Raw genomic sequence first — 19,194 nt, 5'->3', positions numbered from 1 at the left:
CTGTCGGCCTATGGCATTGGACTGCAAGGACGCGTCAGGAGTCCAGTTTCTTTTCCACCTTCTTGCGGCTGTTGCCGACGTCCTCTACGGCTTGTTTCACCTCGTCCTTGCTCTTGCCCGTCTTCTCGGCCTCGTAGCGGACCTCATGATCCTGCTTGCCGGCCACCTTGGCTCGGTCCTGCGGCGTGTTCGGCATGACGACCTCCTGTGGTTGATCACGCACTCATAACGCAGAAGGTGCTTCATTCGTTCAACCCGGCAGAAGATCGGGCCGGCAACGAGGGGATGGGAGCGCCGCCGCAGGTCCAGACAGTCCGCGTCATGCACGCACTTGCATCCGGCTAACTTCCCGATATCGTGGCGTGAAACTGGGGGTTGCAGGATGTCGTGTGTTTCGGCCGCCAGGGCCGTTTTGAGCCTGTGGTCATGCACGGCATATCGGGACTGCGCGCAGTATTCCTGCGGGGTCCGGCGTCTAGCCCTCGGAGGCCGTCCGTGACACGCCTCCTGCGCGATCTTCTTTATCCGTATCGCTGGCGGCTCCTGATCGTCTTCCTGGCCATGCTGGTCGAAATCGCGATGAGCCTGGCAGCGCCATGGCCGTTGAAGATCGTCATCGACGACGCGCTCGGCAATCATGCGCTGCCGGAGTGGTTGAGCTGGGCGCATGATCTGGGCGTCACGCGCGATGCGATCGGCGTGGCGCTCTTTGCGGCCGGCGCGACCATCGTTATCGCGCTTCTCGGCGCCATCGCGACCTATATTGACAGCTATTACACAACCAGCGTCGGCCAGTGGGTCGCCAATGACCTGCGCATCCGCATCTATGAGCATCTGCACCGCCTGTCGCTGCGCTATTACGATACGGCCAAGACGGGCGCCCTCATCTCCACCATCACGGCCGATGTGGATACGGTCCAGGATTTCGCCTCGTCCTCGACGCTCGACATACTGGTCGACCTTCTGACCATCATCTTCATGGTCGCGATCATGTTCTGGCTGGACTGGGATTTCACGCTGATCGCCGTCGGCATAACGCCCTTTATGCTGATTTTCCTGTCGCGCTTCCGCAAGGCGATCAAGCAGATCACGCGCGTCGTGCGGGTGCGCCAGGCCGAGGTCCTGTCCGTCGTGCAGCAGGGCCTTGGCTCGGTCCGCGCCATCACCGCGTTCGGCCGCCAGGATATGGAACTCGCTCATCTGCAGGTCGCCAGCCAGGCCACGGTCGAGGCAGCGCTGCGGGCGCGGCGCGTCAAATCGCTGATGTCGCCGCTGGTCGGCCTGGTCGTCGCCTTCTGCACCGCGATCGTCCTGTGGAAGGGCACGGCGCTCATCGTGGCGGGCACGATGACGGCAGGTGCCCTTACCGTCTACCTGGCCTATCTGTCCAAGTTCTTCAAACCGGTGCAGGACCTTGCAAGCATGACGACGACCATCGCCCAGACCATGGTGTCGATGGAGCGGATCCAGGCCATCCTGTCGGCGGACGACATCATCGACGAGCGGCCGGATGCCCGCGAGCCCGGCCAGATCCGCGGCGCGATCGAACTGCGCGACGTGACCTTCGGCTACGATCCGAAGGAACCGGTCCTGCGCGGCGTCAGCTTCTCTGTGGAGCCCGGCCAGGTCGTCGGCATCGTCGGGCCGACGGGTTCTGGCAAATCCACCGTGCTCAGCCTGATTCCGCGCTTCTACGATGCAGCCAGCGGCCAGGTGATGATCGATGGCGTGGATGTGACGCAGTACAAGCTGGCCGGGCTGCGCGCGCAGATCGGCTTCGTCCTGCAGGAAACGGTCCTGTTCCAGGGAACGATCCGCGAGAATATCGCCTATGGGCGGCCCGACGCCACCCCGGAAGAGGTGATCGAGGCGGCCAAGGTGGCCAATGCGCACGAGTTCATCATGCGCATGCCTAACGGCTATGACAGCCCGGTCGGCGAGCGTGGCGACACCTTGTCTGGCGGCCAGCGCCAGCGCATCGGCATTGCGCGCGCCGTGGTCCGTAACAGTCCGATCATGATCCTGGACGAACCGACGGCGGCTCTGGACACCGAATCCGAGCATCTGGTCATGGAAGCCCTCGCCCGTCTGATGGAAGGGCGCACCGTCATCATGATCGCCCACCGGCTCAGCACGGTCGGCAATGCGGACAAGATCGTTGTCCTGAAGGACGGCGTCGTCGCAGAGGAAGGGTCCGGCTCGGAGCTTCTGACGCATGGCGGCATCTACGCCGAGTTGCATCGCATACAGAATGAGCCGGCAAAGGAACGCCGCGAAAACCTATCCCGCTAAAGCAGGAGTGAACCCTTTGTCCCGCAGCCTGATCGTTCTGCCCGACGACACGGCGGAAGCCATCATCGGCCCCATCAATGCCGCTACGAAAAGCGTCAACATCCGCATGTTCCTGTTCACCAGCGAGGCGCTTGTCGAGGCGGTCGTGGCGGCGTGCAAACGCGGCGTGGCCGTGCGGGTCATGCTGAACCCTGCGCGTCGCAGCGGGCTGAACGAGAACGAGACGACGCGCGAGGCCCTTGTGGCCGGTGGCGTCGAGGTGCGCGACAGCAGCCCCGCCTTTGCGCTGACCCATCAGAAATCCATGGTGATCGATGACCGGATCGGCTTCGTGGAATCCCTCAACTGGGAAGATCGCGACCTGTCGGAAACGCGCGATTATGCCGTCGTGACCACGAACGCGCTCGAAGTGTCGGAGATGATCCGCTGCTTCGACTGCGACTGGGCACGCGAACCCTTTACGCCGGACCCGGCCTCCAAGCTGATCTGGTGCCCCGATAACGGGCGCGCGCGCATTGCATCCTTCATCGACAACACGCATCACTCGCTCTGGATCCAGAACGAGCGCTACCAGGATACGGTCATCATCGAGCGGCTGGTCCGAGCGATGAAACGGGGCGTGCATGTGCACATCATGGCGCGGCAACCGCACAAGCTGAAGATCGAGAAGCTCGTCGAAGGCGTGGGGGGCCTGCGCATCCTGAACGATGTCGGCGCCAAGGTCCGGCGGCTCCGCCACCTGAAGCTGCACGGCAAGATGCTCCTGTCCGACGAAAAGCGGGCTATCGTCGGCTCGATAAACCTGACACCCGGCAGCTTCGACAGCCGCCGCGAACTCGCCATCGAAACCGATGCGAAGCACATCGTGGAACGGCTATCCGACGTCTTTCAGAAGGACTGGAAGAATTCGCACCCGCTGGACCTCTCCGACAAGGGCCTCCTGGCCGATCTCGACAAGAGCGGCGGCGTTGAGAAGCTGGGCATTCCTCCGCGCTGAAGCGGTTGCGAAACATTCGCGTTGCGCACCGATTAAGCCGACATATCCGCTTCTTCCGCTGTCATGAGTTCGGCCAGAGGGGCAAGGATGCGGCAGCGCAGCCCGTCCGGAGCATAGTCGATGCGCGACGACGCGCCGGACGCCCCGGAAAGCCCCATCTCGATCATGCGTGTGCCGAAGCCCTTGCGCGTCGGCGCAACGACTGGTGGTCCGTCCCGCTCGGTCCAGTCCAGGGTCATGACCGGTCGCCTCGATCCGTCCTCCCGGCTGACCGTCCACGAAACGTTCACGACACCCTCCGGCACGGAGAGCGCTCCGTACTTGCCGGAGTTCGTCGCGAGCTCGTGCACGATGAGCGCCAGCGTCATCGATGCCTTCGGCCCCATCGGCAGGGTCGGCCCCTCGAGGTGAACGCGCTTTCCCTCGTCGTGAAGTGCGACCGCGGATTGAATGACCGTGGCGATCGTCGCGGCATCGCGCTGTCCCGTTAGAAGGATGTCGTGCGCTTTCGAGAGCGCCTGGATGCGTGCTGTGAGCGAACGTCGGGCTATGTCCAGATCCTGCGAAGAGCGAAGCGTCTGCGTCGTGATCGCGGAGACGACGGCGAGCGTGTTCTTCAAACGGTGGGCGAGTTCCTGGCCCAGAACGGACCGTCGCTCCGAAGCTTCCACACGCGATGTTGCCAGAACGACGCGATCGGCAACGTCGCGGACGAACATTGTCTCGATCTCGCTCCAGATCCTCGGCCGATCGAACTGCACGATCGCGATCGCTACGAGCTTGCCCTTTTCCAGGATGGGCAGGTTGATCAGCACCCTGATCGACAGGGCAAGGAAGGTGTCGGCATTGTCCTTCGTACGTTCGTCCGCCTCGACATCTGCAATGACCACATCCCGGCCGGCGGTCAGATCGTCGATATACGAACCGTAGTCGCGCATGCGGTGCCGACCGGCGATGCTGGGTATGCCCGGCGCGCACCAATCCTCGAAATCGACGAACTCTCTCGAGTGATCGAGGAAGCCGAAGCCCGCACGACTGGCGCCAAGCGCCCGGCCCATGATTGCCGCCGCGGTGACGCTGAGTTCGGGCACGGTGCGAAGGTCGCGGAGCCTGTCACCGAGTTCGAGCGTCGCCGCGACCCGCGCCTCCTCATTGACCCTTTCCGTCGCCTCGGAGAAGACGATGGCGAAACGCTGGCCTTCGAGCGGCTGAATGACGCCGTCGTACCAGCGCCCGAGGTGACCGACCGCACGCGTGAACGAGACGGATTCGCCGCCATTCACGACGGTCGCAACGTCATCGATCCAATCCTCTTCGAGGTCCGGCATGATAGTTCTGATCGTCTGCCCTCTGACGCTTCCCGGATCGATCCCGAGGAGTTCCCCCCATGCCGGATTGACGTCGAGGTAGCGCCAATCATCGATCATGCCGGATGTGCCGCGGATCGCCTCCCCGAGGACGATGCCCTCCTGGAGTGATTGGAACAATGTTCGCCAGCGCAGTTCGGAAACCCGGACCTCGATCTCGTTCGTCGCAATCCTTGCAAGGTTCTGAAGACGCCGAACATCGCCGGCGCCCCATTCCCGCGGTGACGACGAGATGGCGGCGAGTGCGCCGATGACCTCGCCGGACGGCAGGAAGAGCGGAACGCCCAGATAGGCGACGACACCCAGATCCTCGATCGCGCGGTTGTCTCGCAAGGTCGGGTCGGCAAGCGCATCTGCCACGGCCATCGGCGCTCCGCGCTCGACGACATGCTTGCAGAACGAATGGGTCAGCGGTGTTTCGCCCTTCTCGGCCCATATCTCCGGCAGGCCGCAATGTCCCGCAAAGACCTGCTTGTCGTCTGAGACGATCGAAACGATCGCCGTCGGCACGTCCAGCATGTCACGGACGAGTTCCGTGATGTGCTCGAACTGCTTCTGGGAGTGTGCCTCCAGGAGGCCGGATCGGTGGAGTGCGCGGAGCCGCGCTGCTTCGTTCAGGTTCTCAGTCGGCACGCGTCAGAATCCGTGGAAAAGCCGGTCGTCAGGAGCACGGAGGCGTGCCTCCTATCGAGTAGTCTGTTTCAGCAGAAGTTGAAAGCTACCGTGTCCGAACGCCGGACAAGGCTTTGATGATCTGTGTCCCCGCAAAGGGCTTACCCACGAAGCCGATCGGCTTCCATTCGAGCGCCATGGCATGCGTCTCCTCGGAGATGCGCCCGGACACGAAGAGCGAGCCGACATCGTAGTCTTCGCGCAAGAGCCTTGCCGTGTCGATCCCGCTGGTGCCCCGTGCCAGGTCGATGTCCATGATTGCGAGATCCATGCCCGGATTCTCGGCAGCGATCTCGAGCGCCCCATACATATCCGCCGCAACCCCGACGACCACATGGCCTTCGCCCTCGAGAATGTCTTCGAGGTCCATGGCAATCAGCCGTTCATCCTCCACGATCATGATCTTGAGATGCATTGGGACGCCTTTCTTTGGAGTGGAAGCCTTCCAACGTCCGACATGTTCCAAACAATCCGGCATCGAACCTGCCGGTTGACGTGTCTTGCGGCTGCAATGTCTCCCCTGCTGCAAAATCTTCGGGCTGGATCATTGATTGTCGCTTTGACGCACTGGCCATGACGCAGTTGGAGACAATCTCCCCACGCAGGAGGCGGCCATCAGAGCCGTAATATAGGGTTAGCAATCAACATGAGCCGCACGAATATCAGTGATGATCTGATGTACCGCCTGCTCGTATCGAGCGTAAAAGACTACGCGATCTATATGCTCGATGAAGAGGGAACGGTCCTGAACTGGAACGCCGGAGCGGCGCACATCAAAGGCTACAGCGTCGATGATATTGTGGGCAAGAACTACTCATGCTTCTTCTCGGATGACGATCGACGACGCGGCGTTCCCTGGGATAATCTTGAAATGGCGCGGCGTTTAGGTCACTTCGCGGACGAAGGGTGGCGGTATAGAAAGGATGGGACGGCCTTCTGGGCGAGTGTCGTGATCGACCCCGTCTATGATCCGCAAGGGTCGCTCCTGGGCTTTGCAAAGGTTACGCGGGACCTGTCCGAGCAGCAGGCCGCGACGCGTCGTTTCGAGCATCAGGCCCGTCATGATGCGCTGACGGGGGTCGCCAATCGTCGCGGCATCCACGAGAAACTTGAAGAGCAGCTGCCGCAGGTTGCCTATGGGTCGAGGATCGCCGTCCATTACCTGGATCTCGATCGCTTCAAGGCCGTCAACGACAATCTCGGCCATGAGATGGGCGACGAGGTTCTGCGATCCGCCACGCGAAGGTTTCAGGCCGTCCTGGGGCAGAACGGCATTGTGGGTCGGCTGGGCGGCGACGAGTTCGTCGCCCTGCAGTTCGGTTCTCCCACGCTCGACGCGATCCAGGCAACGGCGCGATCACTGGTGGAGGCTATGAACGAGCCCGTTCCCGTGGCGGGCAAGCTTGCACGGGTGGGCGTCAGCGTCGGAACCGCCATCGCGCCATCCAACGGGTATGATACCGAATCCATCCTGCGCTGCGCCGACCTGGCGCTCTATCAGGCCAAGCGGGACGGGCGCGGCTGTGCTCGCCAGTACAGTGACGAGATGGATTCCCTCGCACGCGCACGGACTGCACTGGAGCTGGAGGTGCGGGAGGCCGTCGATCAGCGCCGCTTCTCTCTGGACTATCAGCCGATCGTCAAAGCCGCCGATGGCGAGGTTGCAGGCTACGAAGCCCTGCTCCGTTGGCGGGCCAGCAGCGGACAGATCGTTCCGCCTTCGGTGTTCATACCTGTCGTGGAAGATCTCGGCCTCATATCCAGCCTTGGAGAATGGGTGCTGAGATCCGCCTGCTCGGAGGCAATGCGCTGGTCCCACAATATCTACGTCTCGGTGAACGTCTCCGCTGCGCAGCTCCGCGATGCGGAGTTGATCGGCGTCGTCGATCGGATTCTGGCGGATACGGGCCTGTCACCGGAGCGTCTGGAGCTGGAGATCACGGAGTCGACCGTCCTGGACAGCGTGGAAACCGCCGAGGGAATTTTGAGGAACCTGAGAAACCGCGGGATCGGCGTCGCGCTGGATGATTTCGGAACCGGCTTCTCTTCCCTTTCCCTTGTTAAAAAGCTTCCCCTCACCCGCATCAAAATCGACAAGTCCTTCGTCGACCAGATCAGTGACGACAGCCAATCGACGGCGGTCATCGATGCCGTGCTGGCGCTTTGCGACGGATATGGATTGTCCACGACCGCGGAGGGCGTGGAAAACTCCAACCAGCGATACATACTGACAGCCAAGGGCTGCGACTCGTTGCAGGGCTATCTCTTCGGAAGACCGGGACCGGCAGATCATGAACACATCGACCACGCGGTAACCCCATAAGACCGCCACAGAGCCGCGCAGCTTCCGCGGCCTCTGTTGCAAAGCCTCGGGCTTGAACCTTAGAACCGCCAAGCGATGAAGTACCCGATCACACTGAACCCAGACGACAACGATACGTTTCTCGTGACTTGCCCGCTGGTGCGGGAGGTCGCGACAGTCGGTTCCGAAGAGGCCGAAGCAAGGGTTATGGCGCTCGACGCCTTGTTGACCGCTTTCGATGGCCGGGTGTCGGACCGTGAGCCAATTCCCGTTCCAGGTCCTTTCTCCGGGCCATTCGTAGAACTCAGTCTGAACGTCGCGCTCAAGATCGAGCTTCACAACGCTATGGTGGCGGCCGCTCTTCGTAAGGCCGATCTTACCCGCCGCTTGAGCGTTCATGCACCCCAGGTGGATCGCCTTCTGGACTTCCACCACATCAGCAAGATCGACCATATGGAGCACGCCCTACAGGCTGTCGGGCGCCGCGTCGTCGTAACAACTGAGCCAGCGTGATTCTGATAAGCTGATAAAGGAGCGGGCCGGCAGCCAGTATCACGCGGCGGCAGTAAGCGGTTGAGACGGCCTGCAACAGACAGCCGTTTGTACAATCCTGAGCCGGCGACTAGCACCAGTTCATAATGCGATGACAGGCCAGTCGTCGCCGTTGCTGTAGGGCTTTAAGGGCAAGCCTAACCCCATCATGGACCGGCCCCAGCCTAACGATTAGACGGTCCCAGGGGCTTGATGCTTCAGCGCTGCCGTCGCGACACACGAGGCTTGCCGATAGAAGCGCGGCGGACGAGCCTCGTGCCGGCACATAAGATTATGAAACTATATAGTTTGTATGATTGTACAATGTACGATACATGGACCGGGCGGATGGCGCTTTTGCCTGCCGCAAACGAAAGGAGGTGAGGCATGTGAAACTTCGGAAGGTCGTACTTCGGATCAGACTGTTCGGTTGCACCCTGACACTGATCTGGAAGTAACCCAAAGGGGCCGGCGCGAATGCCGGTCCCACCGAAGGGGAAGCTGCCTCACCTCCTTGTTGGAGATAATACCATGACGCCGGACAGTTTCAAGGAATGGCGCACCACTATGGGCTTCACGCAGGCAAGGGCCGCAGAGGCGCTCGGTATGTCGAAGCCCACCATCGAAAACTACGAGCGGGGCGCGCGCCGGGAGGACGGAAGGCCCGTCATCATCCCCAAGCATGTCGCCCTGGCCTGCCGGGCGCTGTTCCACAAGTTCGAGCCGTGGGAATGACCGCGCGGAAGACGAACGCCCACTTCGCGCGAACGACGTCCTGAACACTCTGCCGCGACGAGAACGTGAGCAAGAGTTGGAAAGGCCGTTCGGCGGGCCGGAACGGACACCGATCCAAAAACTTAAGTCATTGTATTTATTGGCGACCCCGGCAGGATTCGAACCTGCGACCATCGGCTTAGAAGGCCGGTGCTCTATCCACTGAGCTACGGGGCCGGTGGCCTGGCTGGGCGGGCCGGTCCGGGTCAGTGGGTCCAGGGCTGGATGCGGTCGTAGCGGAAATTGTCGGAGTAGGAAACGCGGCTGCGGACGATGCGGGGGGTTTCCTCGACCTCGTAGGCGATGCCGTTGCGCTCGGCATATTCCACCGCTTCTTCGCGGGTCTCGAAGGTCAGGCGCACCTGTTGGCGCATATCCCCGCTGGACGTGTATCCCATCAGGGGCTCGACGACCTTGGGCTTGGACGGCTCGTAATCGAGAACCCAATGACGGGTCTTCGCCTTGCCGGACTGCATTGCGCTGCGGGCGGGACGATAGATACGGGCAACCATGATCGGCATCCTCGTGGAATTCCGCCCCCTCGCCGCGACGAGATGGTCGGAGCGGCAGGATTCGAACCTGCGACCCTCTGGTCCCAAACCAGATGCGCTACCAGACTGCGCTACGCTCCGCCCAAACCACGCGTCGGTGGGCTCCGGCGTTACTACCCGCGCATCGCACCCTTGGCAAGACGCGGGAAGATGCCATTCTTGGATAGCTCAGCGTCGCGCCCCCGCTACGCATCGAACCCGGATGAGAAAGGCGACAGGTGCGACACGTTCCCTTGCAGGTCCGCCGCCTGCGGACCCGCCTGCGGCAAGCGCCGCACCACGGCGTGGCCCCCTTGGTGACACGGCCGATTCTCCTGCTGGCCGTGGCCGGCCTTATCGGCGCTGTCGCCTGTTTCCTGATCGACCGTCGCGTCAGCCTGGCCATGCTGGATGAGCCGCAGGGTGTCCTCGCCTTTCTGTCCATCGCAACGGATATCGGCCTGGTGCGCTGGTATCTCTGGCCGACACTCGCCATAGTGGGCGTCCTCACGCTGATCGACTGGTCCCGCCTCGACCGGGAGGGGCAGCTCAGGCTGGCGCCGAGCCTTGCCTATGCCGCGCAGCTCTTCTGCAGCGTCGCCATCGCCGGCATCGTGACGAACATCCTGAAAGTGATTTTCGGTCGGGCGCGGCCGGCTTTCCTCGACGATCTGGGACAGTTCGATTTCCACCTCGTGCGCTTCGGCAACGATTTCGCGAGCTTCCCCTCCGGACATTCGACCACCATGGGGGCCGTGACGCTCACCCTCATGATCCTCATTCCGCAGGCGCGGGTCCCGCTCTTCATCGTGGGTGTGTGCCTCGCGCTCAGCCGCATCGTCGTGCGCGCCCATTTTCCGAGCGATGTCGTGGCCGGTTTCACGATCGGGGCGCTCACGGCCATCCTCGTGGCGCGCTGGATGGCCGGCCGCGGGATCGGCTACCGGCCTGTCGCCAGCGGCCGGGGGTGGCGCGGCCTCTTGCCGGAGCGCCGGTCCTACCGCCGCTTTGCGTAGCCTCTACGCGCAAGGCGTCAGCGCGCCGAGCGGAACGCCGTCATGAAGGCGGGCGCGGCCTCTGCGACGGCATCCAGGGAGTAGCCGCCTTCCTGGACGATGACCGTCGGCAGGTTGAGGCCACCGAGCAGCTTGCCGATGCGCGAAAAGGCCTGCGTTCCAACATCGAGGCGTGACAGCGGATCGTTGCGATGCGCGTCCCACCCAGCCGACAGGACGAGCGCGCCGGGTGCGTGGCGCAGGACCCGCTCGGCCAGGCGTTCGACAGCCCCGACGAAATGGTCGTCGTCGCTGCCGGGTGCCAGCGGAATGTTCAGATTGAATCCGCGTCCCTCGCCTTCTCCCGTCTCGTCCGCATAGCCGAAATAATGCGGGTAATAGGCTTGCGGGTCGGTATGGGTGGAGGCGAAGAGCACGTCCGCCCGCTCATAGAAGATGGCCTGCGTCCCGTCGCCGTGATGCGTATCGAAATCCAGGATTGCGACGCGGTCATGGACCCGCCGGAGCCGCTCGGCCGCCAGCGCCGCATTGTTGAAAAAGCAGAAGCCGGAGGCGCGATCCGCATAGGCATGATGGCCAGGCGGCCGACACAGGGCAAAGGCGCAATCGGCCCCTTCGGCGACAGCGGTCGCCGCGCTCAACGCCGACTGCGCGGACCAGTAGGCCGCTTCGAAAGTGCCGGCCATCATGGCGCAGGACATATCGCCGATGTACCAGCCCGCCCGCCCGAGTATGCCGGTGGTGCGCGGCGCCGGCCTCTGCCGCAGACCCGGTGTACCGGCTGCGTAGGGATGCACGTTGGGCAAGAGCTCCGGCCCGGCATTGGGCAGGGCCGCGAAGGCTTCGACGGCGGTTTCCAGGAATGCGACGTAATGGGGAGCATGCACGTTTCGGATTGGGTCCGAGCCGCTGTCCTGCACCTTGCCCTCCAGAAGCCCGGCGGCCAGGAGCGCATCGCGCATCACCTCGAAACGCTCAGGCTTTTCCAGCGGCGCGACGATGCGACCATGCACGAGATACTGTGTCGGCCGGTGGTTGAGTTGCCGAGTGTCGAAGAAGAGTTCCATACCTGATGCCTTGCCCCGCACATGCATAGCCGGGACTGAAATCTCGTCCCGGTGAACCGGAACCTAGGGCCACCCCGCACGTTTCTCCAAGTGGAATTCCACGGGAGGTCGATATGATCAGGACGCTCAGTCCGAAAGTAGATATCATCGATGTCGATGGCCGCTACACGCTGCGCTGGAGCTTTTATGAGCTCGATGGACTGACCTTCGAGGAATCGGAAATCGTCCTCGATCAAATTCGCGCCCGCAGCTTCGATCCCGTTGCCTGGAAAAACTGCCGGTCCAAGCTGGCCTACCTCGACAAGGAAAAGTCTGCCCGAGGACTTGGCGGCCACGCAGCCTGAAGCATCTAATGCTGCGTTACCCAGAGTGGCTGGAACGGAGCGTCACATGAGTGGAATCGAATCAATCAGGGAACATATGGATGTCATCGGCGCCGATGGCGTTCATGTCGGCACCGTGGATCGCGTCGAGGGCGACCGGATCAAGCTGACAAAGGCCGATAGCGGCGAAGGCCATCACAAGGGCCACCATCATTACATTTCTCTCGCACTGTTCGCCGATGTGGAAGGCGACAAGGTTCGGTTGTCGGCCAATGGCGACGTGGCCGTGACCTTCGAGGAAGAAGAGCGCGGCTGATCTGCCGCCGGGCGGCGCCGTCAGGCGCTGCCCTATGACCAATGAAGTAGACCGCCTCCACCTCAGGATGATGGGCCAGCGAGGCGATAGGCCGCTACGCTGCGATCATGAAGCGGCTTTCCACGTCCCAGCGCCAGGCCTTGGAACATATGGCGGAGCGTTCGATCCAGATTTCCCGCGAAGCGCAACGCTGGCGGGGACTGCCGGAGGGAGTCCGGTCCTTGCGCACGCTCGAGCAATTGGCGCAGGCCGGCTTCTGCCGCTTCAGCTTCGACGATACCCGCCAGTGCATCATCTTCACCATCACGCCGCAAGGCAGGCGCGCCGCGCGCAAGGAACAGGGTGCGGTCCATACGCGGCCTTAACCAAGGCGGCGCCATGATCCCGTCCCGGTAGCGGACGGAGTTGCTTATGTCGGAAAATCCAATCCTGCGTCTTGCCCAGGCCATGCAATCGGCCGAGGCGGAGAAGCGCGCCTTCAATGGCGGCCGCTTCGCCTTCCGCGAGAAGGGCGAGATCGCCATGAACCCGAACCCGCCGGGCTCCGCAGACCATAAATTATGGGCTGATGGCTATGCCTATGAACGCGGACGGCGGGCAGCGCCGCCGCGCGCAAAAACGTCGGCCTGAGCCTGCATCACCAGAGCCGGTTGCGACGCTCGACGTCCGGATCGGCGTCACCGTCTTCGGGATCGGCGTCCCGCTCGGGATCGTCCTCATCCTCGTCCTCGTCCGGCAGGTCTTCGCCGATCAGCGACGGGTCGTTCGGGACGCCCTTAAAGCGATTGTCCAGGCGGCGGACGGCATTGGTCAGGACATCGCCCTCGGCGACCGGGCCGGGTCCGTCCTCCGGCTTATGCTTGATGCTGTCGTCATGCTCGTCCTGTGCCATGCTACGCTCCCGGTGAAAACCTCGCCTTGAAAACGGTGATCGCCGAGTGCCGGTTCCATGGGCCAGGCCGCGTTACCTCGAAGCCTGAACCGTCAGCCGCGGCGGCGGCAGGGCCAGTTCCAGTCCCGCTGCTTGCCGACATCCACATGGATGGCCGCCGTATGGCAGTAGGTGCCGACGCCGCCACGATTGGGCAGGGCGCGCACATAGCGTGCGACCTCCAGCCCGCTGACGCCGGGAACATGAAGATCGGCAGCCTTGCAGGCCATATGCAGCGACGCCTTGGCACCCCGGACGCGCCGGTTGTGCGATGGCGAGCGGAAGCCGGAGGTGATGACCACCTTCTTACCGAAACGCTGTTCGATCTGCCGCAGCATGCGGACGAGGTCGCTGCCGAAGCAGCTCGTATTGACGTCGTCCCGCGCGACCATCAGGCCGTTCGGCGCCAGCCGCGCCATGCCGCCCAGCGATGCGATCTGGTAGGAGCCGCCAATATCGTCCAGCAGTTCCTCATCGTCCACCGATGCACGCCGGCCGATCTTGAAGAGCGAGGACGGATCGACCCCGGGAAGCTCTGCGCTGGGGGACGGCTTCCCCATACCGTCCGTGTGGGTGACGACGACGCGGCTGGACACCTCCTCCGCAACGGCCGCGGGCTCGGGCTGCTCGGCTTCCGCACGCTGCGACAGGGAAGCGAACAGCGACGTATCGGCCTGGCGGCGCGGGGTGGCGAAGGCGGCAAGCGCATCGCTTCGCCGGGGCGCGCCGAAGGTGGCGGCGGCTTGCGTGCTCAGCCCGTCTGCCGGCACGGCGGCTGCAGCCGGTGGCGTTTGCGGCGCCGCCTCGGCAAGCTCGGCCACAGCGCTGCCCTCTGCATTCTGCGCGGCGGGTCCGGCGGCAGCCGTCTGCGCCGCATCAGCGGCTGCGGGGGCCGCCCCCTCGGCGGGCGCTGCCGGCGCGTTCTGCGCAAAGCCGAAGGCGGAAGATTCGTCGATGGCCGACATGCAGCCGGACAGGCCGGGAAAGGCCAGCATACCGGCAAGGAACACGCTGTTGCGCAACAGCGCGGGCACCTTGCTTCCTGTCGCCGCTTTCAAGATCGTTCCACCCTCTTGCGGAGCGCAACGGAAAGGCGCTGCGCTTCATTGACCCCGCCGAACAACGCGATCGCGCACGGTTCGCAGGGCGGCAAAGCCGCCTGCGAAAGGCGCGATCGTCGATCACGGGACCCCCTCACAGTCAGGAGCCCAAAGGGCTCTCAATCAAAGGTTAACCGAAAACAAAGGTATAAAACAATCCCGTTACCAGGTTCCGGTATTGGGCATGGACGCCCATGGCTCCTCGGGCGCCTTGCGCTCGCCCTTTTGGAGAAGCTCGATCGAGATGCCTTCCGGCGAACGGACGAAGGCCATGTTGCCATCACGCGGGGGACGGTTGATCGTGATGCCGGCCTTCTGCAACCGGGCGCAGGTGGCGTAGATATCGTCCACCTCATAGGCGAGATGCCCGAAGTTGCGGCCGCCCGTATAGTCTTCCGGATCCCAGTTGTAGGTCAGCTCGATCAGCGGCGCCTTGGCGTCACGCGCCGCTTCGACATCGTCCGGCGCCGCCAGGAAGACGAGCGTGTACCGCCCTGCCTCATTGTCGCTCCGCCGGACCACTTCCATGCCCAACGCATCGCGGTAGAAGCCGAGCGCCGCGTCGATATCCGACACGCGCACCATGGTATGAAGATAACGCATGATCCTGCCCTTCCTTGTCTTGGGCCCGCGCCGGGCGCTGGGCAACCGACAGGTAGGGCAAGCCGCCCTGCAGAGAAAGCCCGATGGCCCGCCTCACCTGCGCGAGGCTTTAGCGAAGCCTGCGCAGAGGTGCGCCCAAGCGTCCCGCTCCACTTGCCTTGCCACAAATTACCGATATGTGGCGGCACAAGATCAAGCCACGGCTCTGCGACAGAAAACGGCTTGGCGCTCGGCTGCATTCATGCTTGATTCGGGGCTGACAGGAAGGCGGACATTTGATGACGGAACGCTTACCTTTCATCGAAGCGGAACGGCGAGCGGAGGCCGGTGGCTTGGACAGCTCAGTCGTCACGGGCCGGATCAAATGGTTCGACATCGCCAAGGGCTTCGGCTTTGTCGTGCCTGACGACGGCGGTGAGGATATCCTTCTGCACGTGACGTGCCTGCGCCGCGATGGTTTCAACACGGTCAGCGAGGGCGCGGAAATCGTCTGCGAAGTTCAGCGTGGCGAGCGTGGGCTGCAGGCCTTCCGCGTCCTGTCCATGGATCAGTCCACCGCGATCCACCCGTCGCAGATGCCGCCTGCCAGAACCCGGGTGAAGGTCGAGCCCACCAGCGGGCTGGAGCGGGCCACCGTCAAATGGTTCAACCGGACCAAGGGCTACGGCTTCCTGTCGCGCGGAACCGATACCGAAGATATTTTCGTTCACATGGAAACGCTGCGCCGCTATGGGATGACCGAGCTGCGACCGGGACAGGAAGTCTTCGTGCGGTTCGGCAATGGCACGAAGGGCCTCATGGCCGCCGAAATCCGGCCGGTCGAGGGGGCGGGAAACAGGACAGAACACTAGATGGCAGAGACCGCCGCCAGGCAGCGCAGCCGCTTCATGGCGGCAGCCTTCATCGTCGTACTGGCCGTCGTCGGCTACTTCGTCTTCACCTCCGGGTCCATCGGCAATACGGCGACGCTCCTGACCGGGACCGGCGCCCATCGCATCTCGGTCGAAGTCGCCGATACGGACGACACGCGGGCCACCGGATTGATGAACCGCGAAAGCCTGCCGGAGGATCACGGCATGCTCTTCGATTTCGGCACATCGCGCGATGTCGCCATGTGGATGAAGAACACTCTCATCCCGCTGGACATGCTTTTCATCCGCGCCGACGGAACCATCGCCCGCATTTCCCGCAACACGACGCCCTTGTCCCTCCAGTCCATCCCGTCCGGCGAACCCGTCCGCTACGTGCTGGAAATCAACGGTGGCGCGGCGCGAACCTATGGCGCAGAGGTCGGCGATCGGCTGCATCATCCCATCATCGGAACGGGTTCGAAATTGTCGCCCTGAAGGGTTGCGTCCGCCAACGACTCACCCTATACACCGCCGTGCCGCGCCCATCGTCTAGCGGTTAGGACGGCGCCCTTTCACGGCGCAAACAGGGGTTCGATTCCCCTTGGGCGTACCACTCTCTTTCCATGTCAGTCGATTTGATCGCGCCTGGTTCCTCGGACCTGCGGCAGCGATATGCCGCCGTCCCCTCGCCGCTCGGCAAACCCTTTGCAGTGACTGTGCAGGATAGGCCCAAAATGCAACGTCTGGTTTAAAGCGTGGGGACATGATATCCCCTCGGCTTCATCGACAACCAGATGGGTTCATTCCCCGGCATGCCGGACGAAGGCGACAGTAACAGCGACAGTCGACACCGATCCTGGCTGACAGTCCACTCGGCCTGTCAGCACGTCCGTCACGATGATTCATTCAACGACACTGTGCAACCGCTTTGGAAAAGCTTCCGAGGCGGCGTTTGCGCGTCCACATTTCCGAACGGGTAACTGAACGATGGACTTCCTTGCCGACCCGAACATCTGGATCGGACTGGCCACGCTGATCGTCCTGGAAATCGTCCTGGGCATCGACAACCTCGTCTTCATCGCCATCCTGGCCGACAAGCTGCCGCCGCATCAGCGTAACCGCGCACGGCTGATCGGCCTGTCGCTGGCGCTGGTCATGCGCATTATCCTCCTCTTCTCCATCTCCTGGATCGTCACGCTCACGCAGCCGCTCTTCCATCTGGCCGGGATGCCCTTCTCGGGACGTGATCTCATCCTCATCCTGGGCGGCGCGTTCCTTCTGGCCAAGGGCACGATGGAACTGCACGAGCGGCTCGAAGGCGACCACAAGCCCAAGGAAGGGAAGGTCGTCCATGCCGTGTTCTGGCAGGTGATCGTCCAGATCGTCGTTCTGGACGCGGTCTTCAGCCTCGACAGTGTCATCACCGCCGTCGGCATGGTGGATCAGCTCTGGGTGATGATCACCGCGGTGGTGGTGGCGATCGGCGTCATGCTGGTGGCGTCCAAGCCGCTCATGGCCTTCGTGTCGCGCCACCCGACCGTGGTGATCCTGTGCCTCGGCTTCCTCATGATGATCGGCTTCAGCCTGATCGTCGAAGGGTTCGGTTTCCACATTCCGAAGGGCTATCTCTACGCGGCCATCGGCTTCTCGGTGCTGATCGAGGCGGCCAACCAGTTCGGGCGGCACAATCGGGAGCGGCGCGTCACGACCTCCGATCTGCGCCAGCGGACCTCCGAGGCCGTGCTGCGAATGGTCGGCGGCCGCGTGGGAGAGGAACGGCTGTCCGACACGATCGATGTCATCGCCGAGCAGACCGCGCAGGGCATGGTGTTCCGGCCGGAAGAAAAGGAGATGATCCGCGCCGTCCTCGATCTGGCCGAGCGTCCCGTCAGCTCCATCATGTCCCCCCGCAACGAGGTGGAGTGGATCGACCTCGACCGGGACATCACCACCATCCGCAAGGCCATCACCGAGCTGACGCACGGGCGGGTCGTCCTGGCGCGCGGTCAGGTCGACGAGTTCGTCGGTGTCGCCATTACCAAGGAGCTTCTGGACCTGATGCTTGCCGGGCGCACGATCGACTGGTCGAGTGTCACCCGGCAGCCCCTCATCCTGCATGAAAGCACCAATGTCCTGAAGGTCATGGAGCAGCTTCGCGGCTCCCCGGTGCAGATGGCCATGATCGTCGACGAACATGGCTCACTGGAAGGCATCGCCACACCGACCGACGTGCTGGAAGCCATCGCGGGAGAGTTCCCGGACATGGACGAAAAGCCGGCACGGCTGGATATGCAGGAGGATGGAAGCTGGCTGGCCGACGGCGCGGTCGACATCCGCCAGTTCTCCGGCGCGATCGGGCGCGATCTGGTCGATCCCGCCAACCGCTACGCCACCCTCGGCGGCTACATACTCAGCCGCCTGGGCCATTTGCCCACGCATGGCGAAGAGCTGGCGGCCGACGGGCTGGTGCTGCAGGTCCTGTCGCTCGACCGGCGCAGCGTCGGCCTCGTGCGCATCATGCCGGACGAGGCGCCCGGCACGGCATGAACCGTCAGGCCTGGCGGGCGCGCAGCGCCCGCCACCGCGGATACAGGATCCCGAGCGCCAGACCGCTGATGACGAGTCCCGCCGCCGCAAGCTTCCAGCCCGGCAACGCTTCACCCAACCACAGCGCCGATGCGCCCATTCCGAAAACGGGAACGAGAAGCGCCATGGGCGTCACCGTCGCGGCCGGGTAGCGGTTCAGGAGATAGCCCCAGGCGCCGTATCCGAACAGCGTATTGCCGACCGTCTGCCACAGGACGGCACCCCAGGTGGCCAGATCGGCGGTGAAGATTCCATGGCGGATGGCCGGCCAGCCCTCCAGCGCGAGGGACAGGATCAGAAGCGGCGGGGCCGAGAAGAGGCTCGCCCAGACCACATAGGGCAGCATGTTTTGCACTGCGCTGCGTTTGGCGACCATGTTGCCGAGCGCCCAGCTCATCGCCGCGGCCAGCACCATGAGGACGCCATAAACGCTCGTATCGCCGCCCGTGTTGAGCATGATGACGCCGAGCCCGCCGCCGGCCAGCATCAAGGCCGCCCATTGGAAGCCGCGGACCCGCTCTGCGCCGAGCCACATGGCCAGCCCGATCGTGAAGAACACCTGGCACTGGATGACCAGGGAGGCGAGCCCGGGCGAGATCGAGCCCTTCATGGCGATGAAAAGCAGACCGAACTGACCCGACCCGATCAGCAGCCCATAAGCAACGAGGTGGCACCACGGAACCGCAGGCCGCTTCAGGACGAAGGCCAGCGGCAGAAAGGCCAGCGTGAAGCGCAGCCCGGCAAAAAGAAGCGGCGGCAGGTGATCGAGCGCCACGCGGATGACGACGAAGTTCGTGCCCCAGACGGCGACAACCAGAAGCGCCAGGAAGAAATGCCGTAGAGTGAGCGAAGGGGCGTTCATCGCGCGGCTTTAATGCTTTTCACGATAAGATGAAAGCGAGCGCACGGCGCATAGCTGCAATTGCGTTGACGGAA

22 protein-coding genes and 3 tRNA genes are annotated in these 19,194 nt (G+C 63.3%); 14 read left to right on the top strand and 11 right to left on the bottom strand.

Features of this window, described 5'->3' with window-relative positions; all coding sequences use genetic code 11:
* Positions 1-34 precede the first annotated feature (34 nt).
* Positions 35-196: a DUF3606 domain-containing protein gene (locus AUL30_RS19380; RefSeq protein ID WP_083507853.1), complete on the bottom strand. Its 162-nt coding sequence runs from the start codon at positions 194-196 to the stop codon at positions 35-37.
* A gap of 299 nt (positions 197-495) precedes the next feature.
* Between AUL30_RS19380 and AUL30_RS10680 the strand changes: the two genes are divergently transcribed.
* Together AUL30_RS10680 and AUL30_RS10675 are read left to right on the top strand one after the other, a co-directional pair.
* Positions 496-2,292: an ABC transporter ATP-binding protein gene (locus AUL30_RS10680; protein ID WP_062227867.1), complete on the top strand. Its 1,797-nt coding sequence runs from the start codon at positions 496-498 to the stop codon at positions 2,290-2,292.
* Between the two features lie 16 nt (positions 2,293-2,308).
* Positions 2,309-3,289 carry a phospholipase D-like domain-containing protein gene (locus AUL30_RS10675; protein ID WP_062227866.1) on the top strand — a complete coding sequence of 327 codons (981 nt, stop codon included), beginning with the start codon at positions 2,309-2,311 and terminating at the stop codon, positions 3,287-3,289.
* A 32-nt stretch (positions 3,290-3,321) separates the two neighbouring features.
* Here the strand turns inward: AUL30_RS10675 and AUL30_RS10670 are convergent, their stop codons facing one another.
* On the bottom strand, positions 3,322-5,289 hold the full coding sequence (locus AUL30_RS10670; RefSeq protein ID WP_062227865.1) for a GAF domain-containing protein: 1,968 nt from the start codon (positions 5,287-5,289) through the stop codon (positions 3,322-3,324).
* 85 nt (positions 5,290-5,374) lie between these two features.
* Positions 5,375-5,743, bottom strand: a complete 369-nt coding sequence (locus AUL30_RS10665) for a response regulator (protein WP_062227864.1) — start codon at positions 5,741-5,743, stop codon at positions 5,375-5,377.
* 231 nt (positions 5,744-5,974) lie between these two features.
* Here AUL30_RS10665 and AUL30_RS10660 point away from each other — a divergent pair, with 231 nt between their 5' ends.
* The 3 genes from AUL30_RS10660 (at position 5,975) to AUL30_RS10650 (ending at position 8,896) form a co-directional block, all read left to right on the top strand.
* Positions 5,975-7,651 (top strand): putative bifunctional diguanylate cyclase/phosphodiesterase, encoded by a 1,677-nt coding sequence (locus AUL30_RS10660; RefSeq protein ID WP_062227863.1) that lies wholly within the window; start codon positions 5,975-5,977, stop codon positions 7,649-7,651.
* A gap of 75 nt (positions 7,652-7,726) precedes the next feature.
* Positions 7,727-8,143 (top strand): type II toxin-antitoxin system HicB family antitoxin, encoded by a 417-nt coding sequence (locus AUL30_RS10655; RefSeq protein WP_062227862.1) that lies wholly within the window; start codon positions 7,727-7,729, stop codon positions 8,141-8,143.
* Between the two features lie 549 nt (positions 8,144-8,692).
* On the top strand, positions 8,693-8,896 hold the full coding sequence (locus AUL30_RS10650) for a helix-turn-helix domain-containing protein (RefSeq protein ID WP_062227861.1): 204 nt from the start codon (positions 8,693-8,695) through the stop codon (positions 8,894-8,896).
* A gap of 140 nt (positions 8,897-9,036) precedes the next feature.
* Here the strand turns inward: AUL30_RS10650 and AUL30_RS10645 are convergent.
* The 3 genes from AUL30_RS10645 to AUL30_RS10635 form a co-directional block, all read right to left on the bottom strand.
* A tRNA-Arg gene (locus tag AUL30_RS10645) sits at positions 9,037-9,112 on the bottom strand.
* Positions 9,113-9,141: 29 nt separating this feature from the next.
* A complete protein-coding gene (locus AUL30_RS10640) occupies positions 9,142-9,447 on the bottom strand; it encodes an ETC complex I subunit (RefSeq protein ID WP_062227890.1) in 306 nt (101 codons plus the stop codon).
* Between the two features lie 43 nt (positions 9,448-9,490).
* Positions 9,491-9,567: transfer RNA gene (locus tag AUL30_RS10635), tRNA-Pro, on the bottom strand.
* Positions 9,568-9,704: 137 nt separating this feature from the next.
* Here AUL30_RS10635 and AUL30_RS10630 point away from each other — a divergent pair.
* Entirely contained in the window at positions 9,705-10,481 is a 777-nt protein-coding gene (locus tag AUL30_RS10630) for a phosphatase PAP2 family protein (RefSeq protein WP_157070071.1), read from the top strand.
* A 17-nt stretch (positions 10,482-10,498) separates the two neighbouring features.
* On the opposite strand, the gene AUL30_RS10625 is transcribed toward AUL30_RS10630, so the two are convergent.
* A complete protein-coding gene (locus tag AUL30_RS10625; protein ID WP_062227859.1) occupies positions 10,499-11,548 on the bottom strand; it encodes a histone deacetylase family protein in 1,050 nt (349 codons plus the stop codon).
* 113 nt (positions 11,549-11,661) lie between these two features.
* Here AUL30_RS10625 and AUL30_RS10620 point away from each other — a divergent pair, with 113 nt between their 5' ends.
* The 4 genes from AUL30_RS10620 (at position 11,662) to AUL30_RS10605 (ending at position 12,817) form a co-directional block, all read left to right on the top strand.
* Complete coding sequence (locus AUL30_RS10620) at positions 11,662-11,892, top strand: hypothetical protein (RefSeq protein ID WP_062227858.1); 231 nt, start codon at positions 11,662-11,664, stop codon at positions 11,890-11,892.
* A gap of 46 nt (positions 11,893-11,938) precedes the next feature.
* A complete protein-coding gene (locus tag AUL30_RS10615; protein WP_062227857.1) occupies positions 11,939-12,187 on the top strand; it encodes a DUF2171 domain-containing protein in 249 nt (82 codons plus the stop codon).
* 107 nt (positions 12,188-12,294) lie between these two features.
* Positions 12,295-12,552: a helix-turn-helix domain-containing protein gene (locus tag AUL30_RS10610; protein WP_062227856.1), complete on the top strand. Its 258-nt coding sequence runs from the start codon at positions 12,295-12,297 to the stop codon at positions 12,550-12,552.
* A gap of 46 nt (positions 12,553-12,598) precedes the next feature.
* The gene (locus AUL30_RS10605) at positions 12,599-12,817 is read left to right on the top strand and encodes a hypothetical protein (RefSeq protein WP_062227855.1); all 219 of its coding nucleotides are present in this window, start codon (positions 12,599-12,601) and stop codon (positions 12,815-12,817) included.
* A gap of 7 nt (positions 12,818-12,824) precedes the next feature.
* Here AUL30_RS10605 and AUL30_RS10600 read toward each other — a convergent pair whose 3' ends face one another.
* From AUL30_RS10600 to AUL30_RS10590, 3 genes are all read right to left on the bottom strand, one after another.
* Entirely contained in the window at positions 12,825-13,079 is a 255-nt protein-coding gene (locus AUL30_RS10600; RefSeq protein WP_062227854.1) for a hypothetical protein, read from the bottom strand.
* 92 nt (positions 13,080-13,171) lie between these two features.
* Positions 13,172-14,152 carry a YcbK family protein gene (locus AUL30_RS10595; RefSeq protein ID WP_157070069.1) on the bottom strand — a complete coding sequence of 327 codons (981 nt, stop codon included), beginning with the start codon at positions 14,150-14,152 and terminating at the stop codon, positions 13,172-13,174.
* Between the two features lie 228 nt (positions 14,153-14,380).
* The gene (locus tag AUL30_RS10590) at positions 14,381-14,821 is read right to left on the bottom strand and encodes a VOC family protein (protein ID WP_062227852.1); all 441 of its coding nucleotides are present in this window, start codon (positions 14,819-14,821) and stop codon (positions 14,381-14,383) included.
* Between the two features lie 278 nt (positions 14,822-15,099).
* Here AUL30_RS10590 and AUL30_RS10585 point away from each other — a divergent pair, with 278 nt between their 5' ends.
* From AUL30_RS10585 to AUL30_RS10570, 4 genes are all read left to right on the top strand, one after another.
* Positions 15,100-15,672 (top strand): cold-shock protein, encoded by a 573-nt coding sequence (locus AUL30_RS10585; protein WP_062227851.1) that lies wholly within the window; start codon positions 15,100-15,102, stop codon positions 15,670-15,672.
* Complete coding sequence (locus tag AUL30_RS10580) at positions 15,673-16,167, top strand: DUF192 domain-containing protein (protein ID WP_062227850.1); 495 nt, start codon at positions 15,673-15,675, stop codon at positions 16,165-16,167. It abuts the gene before it with no gap.
* 43 nt (positions 16,168-16,210) lie between these two features.
* A tRNA-Glu gene (locus tag AUL30_RS10575) sits at positions 16,211-16,285 on the top strand.
* A gap of 374 nt (positions 16,286-16,659) precedes the next feature.
* The gene (locus tag AUL30_RS10570) at positions 16,660-18,219 is read left to right on the top strand and encodes a TerC family protein (protein WP_062227849.1); all 1,560 of its coding nucleotides are present in this window, start codon (positions 16,660-16,662) and stop codon (positions 18,217-18,219) included.
* Positions 18,220-18,223: 4 nt separating this feature from the next.
* Here AUL30_RS10570 and AUL30_RS10565 read toward each other — a convergent pair whose 3' ends face one another.
* Entirely contained in the window at positions 18,224-19,120 is an 897-nt protein-coding gene (locus AUL30_RS10565) for an EamA family transporter (protein ID WP_062227848.1), read from the bottom strand.
* Positions 19,121-19,194: the final 74 nt, after the last annotated feature.

Origin of the sequence: Aureimonas frigidaquae (assembly GCF_001463905.1) — a bacterium.
Taxonomy (GTDB): Bacteria; Pseudomonadota; Alphaproteobacteria; order Rhizobiales; family Rhizobiaceae; genus Aureimonas; species Aureimonas frigidaquae.
The sequence above is the reverse complement of the archived record's forward strand: the minus strand, read 5'-3'. Positions and strand labels throughout refer to the sequence as shown.

Excerpts from the sequence above, each read along its gene's own strand:
- AUL30_RS19380 (WP_083507853.1), bottom strand. The coding sequence starts at position 196 with ATGCCGAACACGCCGCAGGACCGAGCCAAGGTGGCCGGCAAGCAGGAT.
- AUL30_RS10665 (WP_062227864.1), bottom strand. The coding sequence starts at position 5,743 with ATGCATCTCAAGATCATGATCGTGGAGGATGAACGGCTGATTGCCATG.
- AUL30_RS10660 (WP_062227863.1), top strand. The coding sequence starts at position 5,975 with ATGAGCCGCACGAATATCAGTGATGATCTGATGTACCGCCTGCTCGTA.
- AUL30_RS10655 (WP_062227862.1), top strand. The coding sequence starts at position 7,727 with ATGAAGTACCCGATCACACTGAACCCAGACGACAACGATACGTTTCTC.
- AUL30_RS10650 (WP_062227861.1), top strand. The coding sequence starts at position 8,693 with ATGACGCCGGACAGTTTCAAGGAATGGCGCACCACTATGGGCTTCACG.
- AUL30_RS10640 (WP_062227890.1), bottom strand. The coding sequence starts at position 9,447 with ATGGTTGCCCGTATCTATCGTCCCGCCCGCAGCGCAATGCAGTCCGGC.
- AUL30_RS10625 (WP_062227859.1), bottom strand. The coding sequence starts at position 11,548 with ATGGAACTCTTCTTCGACACTCGGCAACTCAACCACCGGCCGACACAG.
- AUL30_RS10620 (WP_062227858.1), top strand. The coding sequence starts at position 11,662 with ATGATCAGGACGCTCAGTCCGAAAGTAGATATCATCGATGTCGATGGC.
- AUL30_RS10615 (WP_062227857.1), top strand. The coding sequence starts at position 11,939 with ATGAGTGGAATCGAATCAATCAGGGAACATATGGATGTCATCGGCGCC.
- AUL30_RS10610 (WP_062227856.1), top strand. The coding sequence starts at position 12,295 with ATGAAGCGGCTTTCCACGTCCCAGCGCCAGGCCTTGGAACATATGGCG.
- AUL30_RS10605 (WP_062227855.1), top strand. The coding sequence starts at position 12,599 with ATGTCGGAAAATCCAATCCTGCGTCTTGCCCAGGCCATGCAATCGGCC.
- AUL30_RS10600 (WP_062227854.1), bottom strand. The coding sequence starts at position 13,079 with ATGGCACAGGACGAGCATGACGACAGCATCAAGCATAAGCCGGAGGAC.
- AUL30_RS10590 (WP_062227852.1), bottom strand. The coding sequence starts at position 14,821 with ATGCGTTATCTTCATACCATGGTGCGCGTGTCGGATATCGACGCGGCG.
- AUL30_RS10585 (WP_062227851.1), top strand. The coding sequence starts at position 15,100 with ATGACGGAACGCTTACCTTTCATCGAAGCGGAACGGCGAGCGGAGGCC.
- AUL30_RS10580 (WP_062227850.1), top strand. The coding sequence starts at position 15,673 with ATGGCAGAGACCGCCGCCAGGCAGCGCAGCCGCTTCATGGCGGCAGCC.
- AUL30_RS10570 (WP_062227849.1), top strand. The coding sequence starts at position 16,660 with ATGGACTTCCTTGCCGACCCGAACATCTGGATCGGACTGGCCACGCTG.
- AUL30_RS10565 (WP_062227848.1), bottom strand. The coding sequence starts at position 19,120 with ATGAACGCCCCTTCGCTCACTCTACGGCATTTCTTCCTGGCGCTTCTG.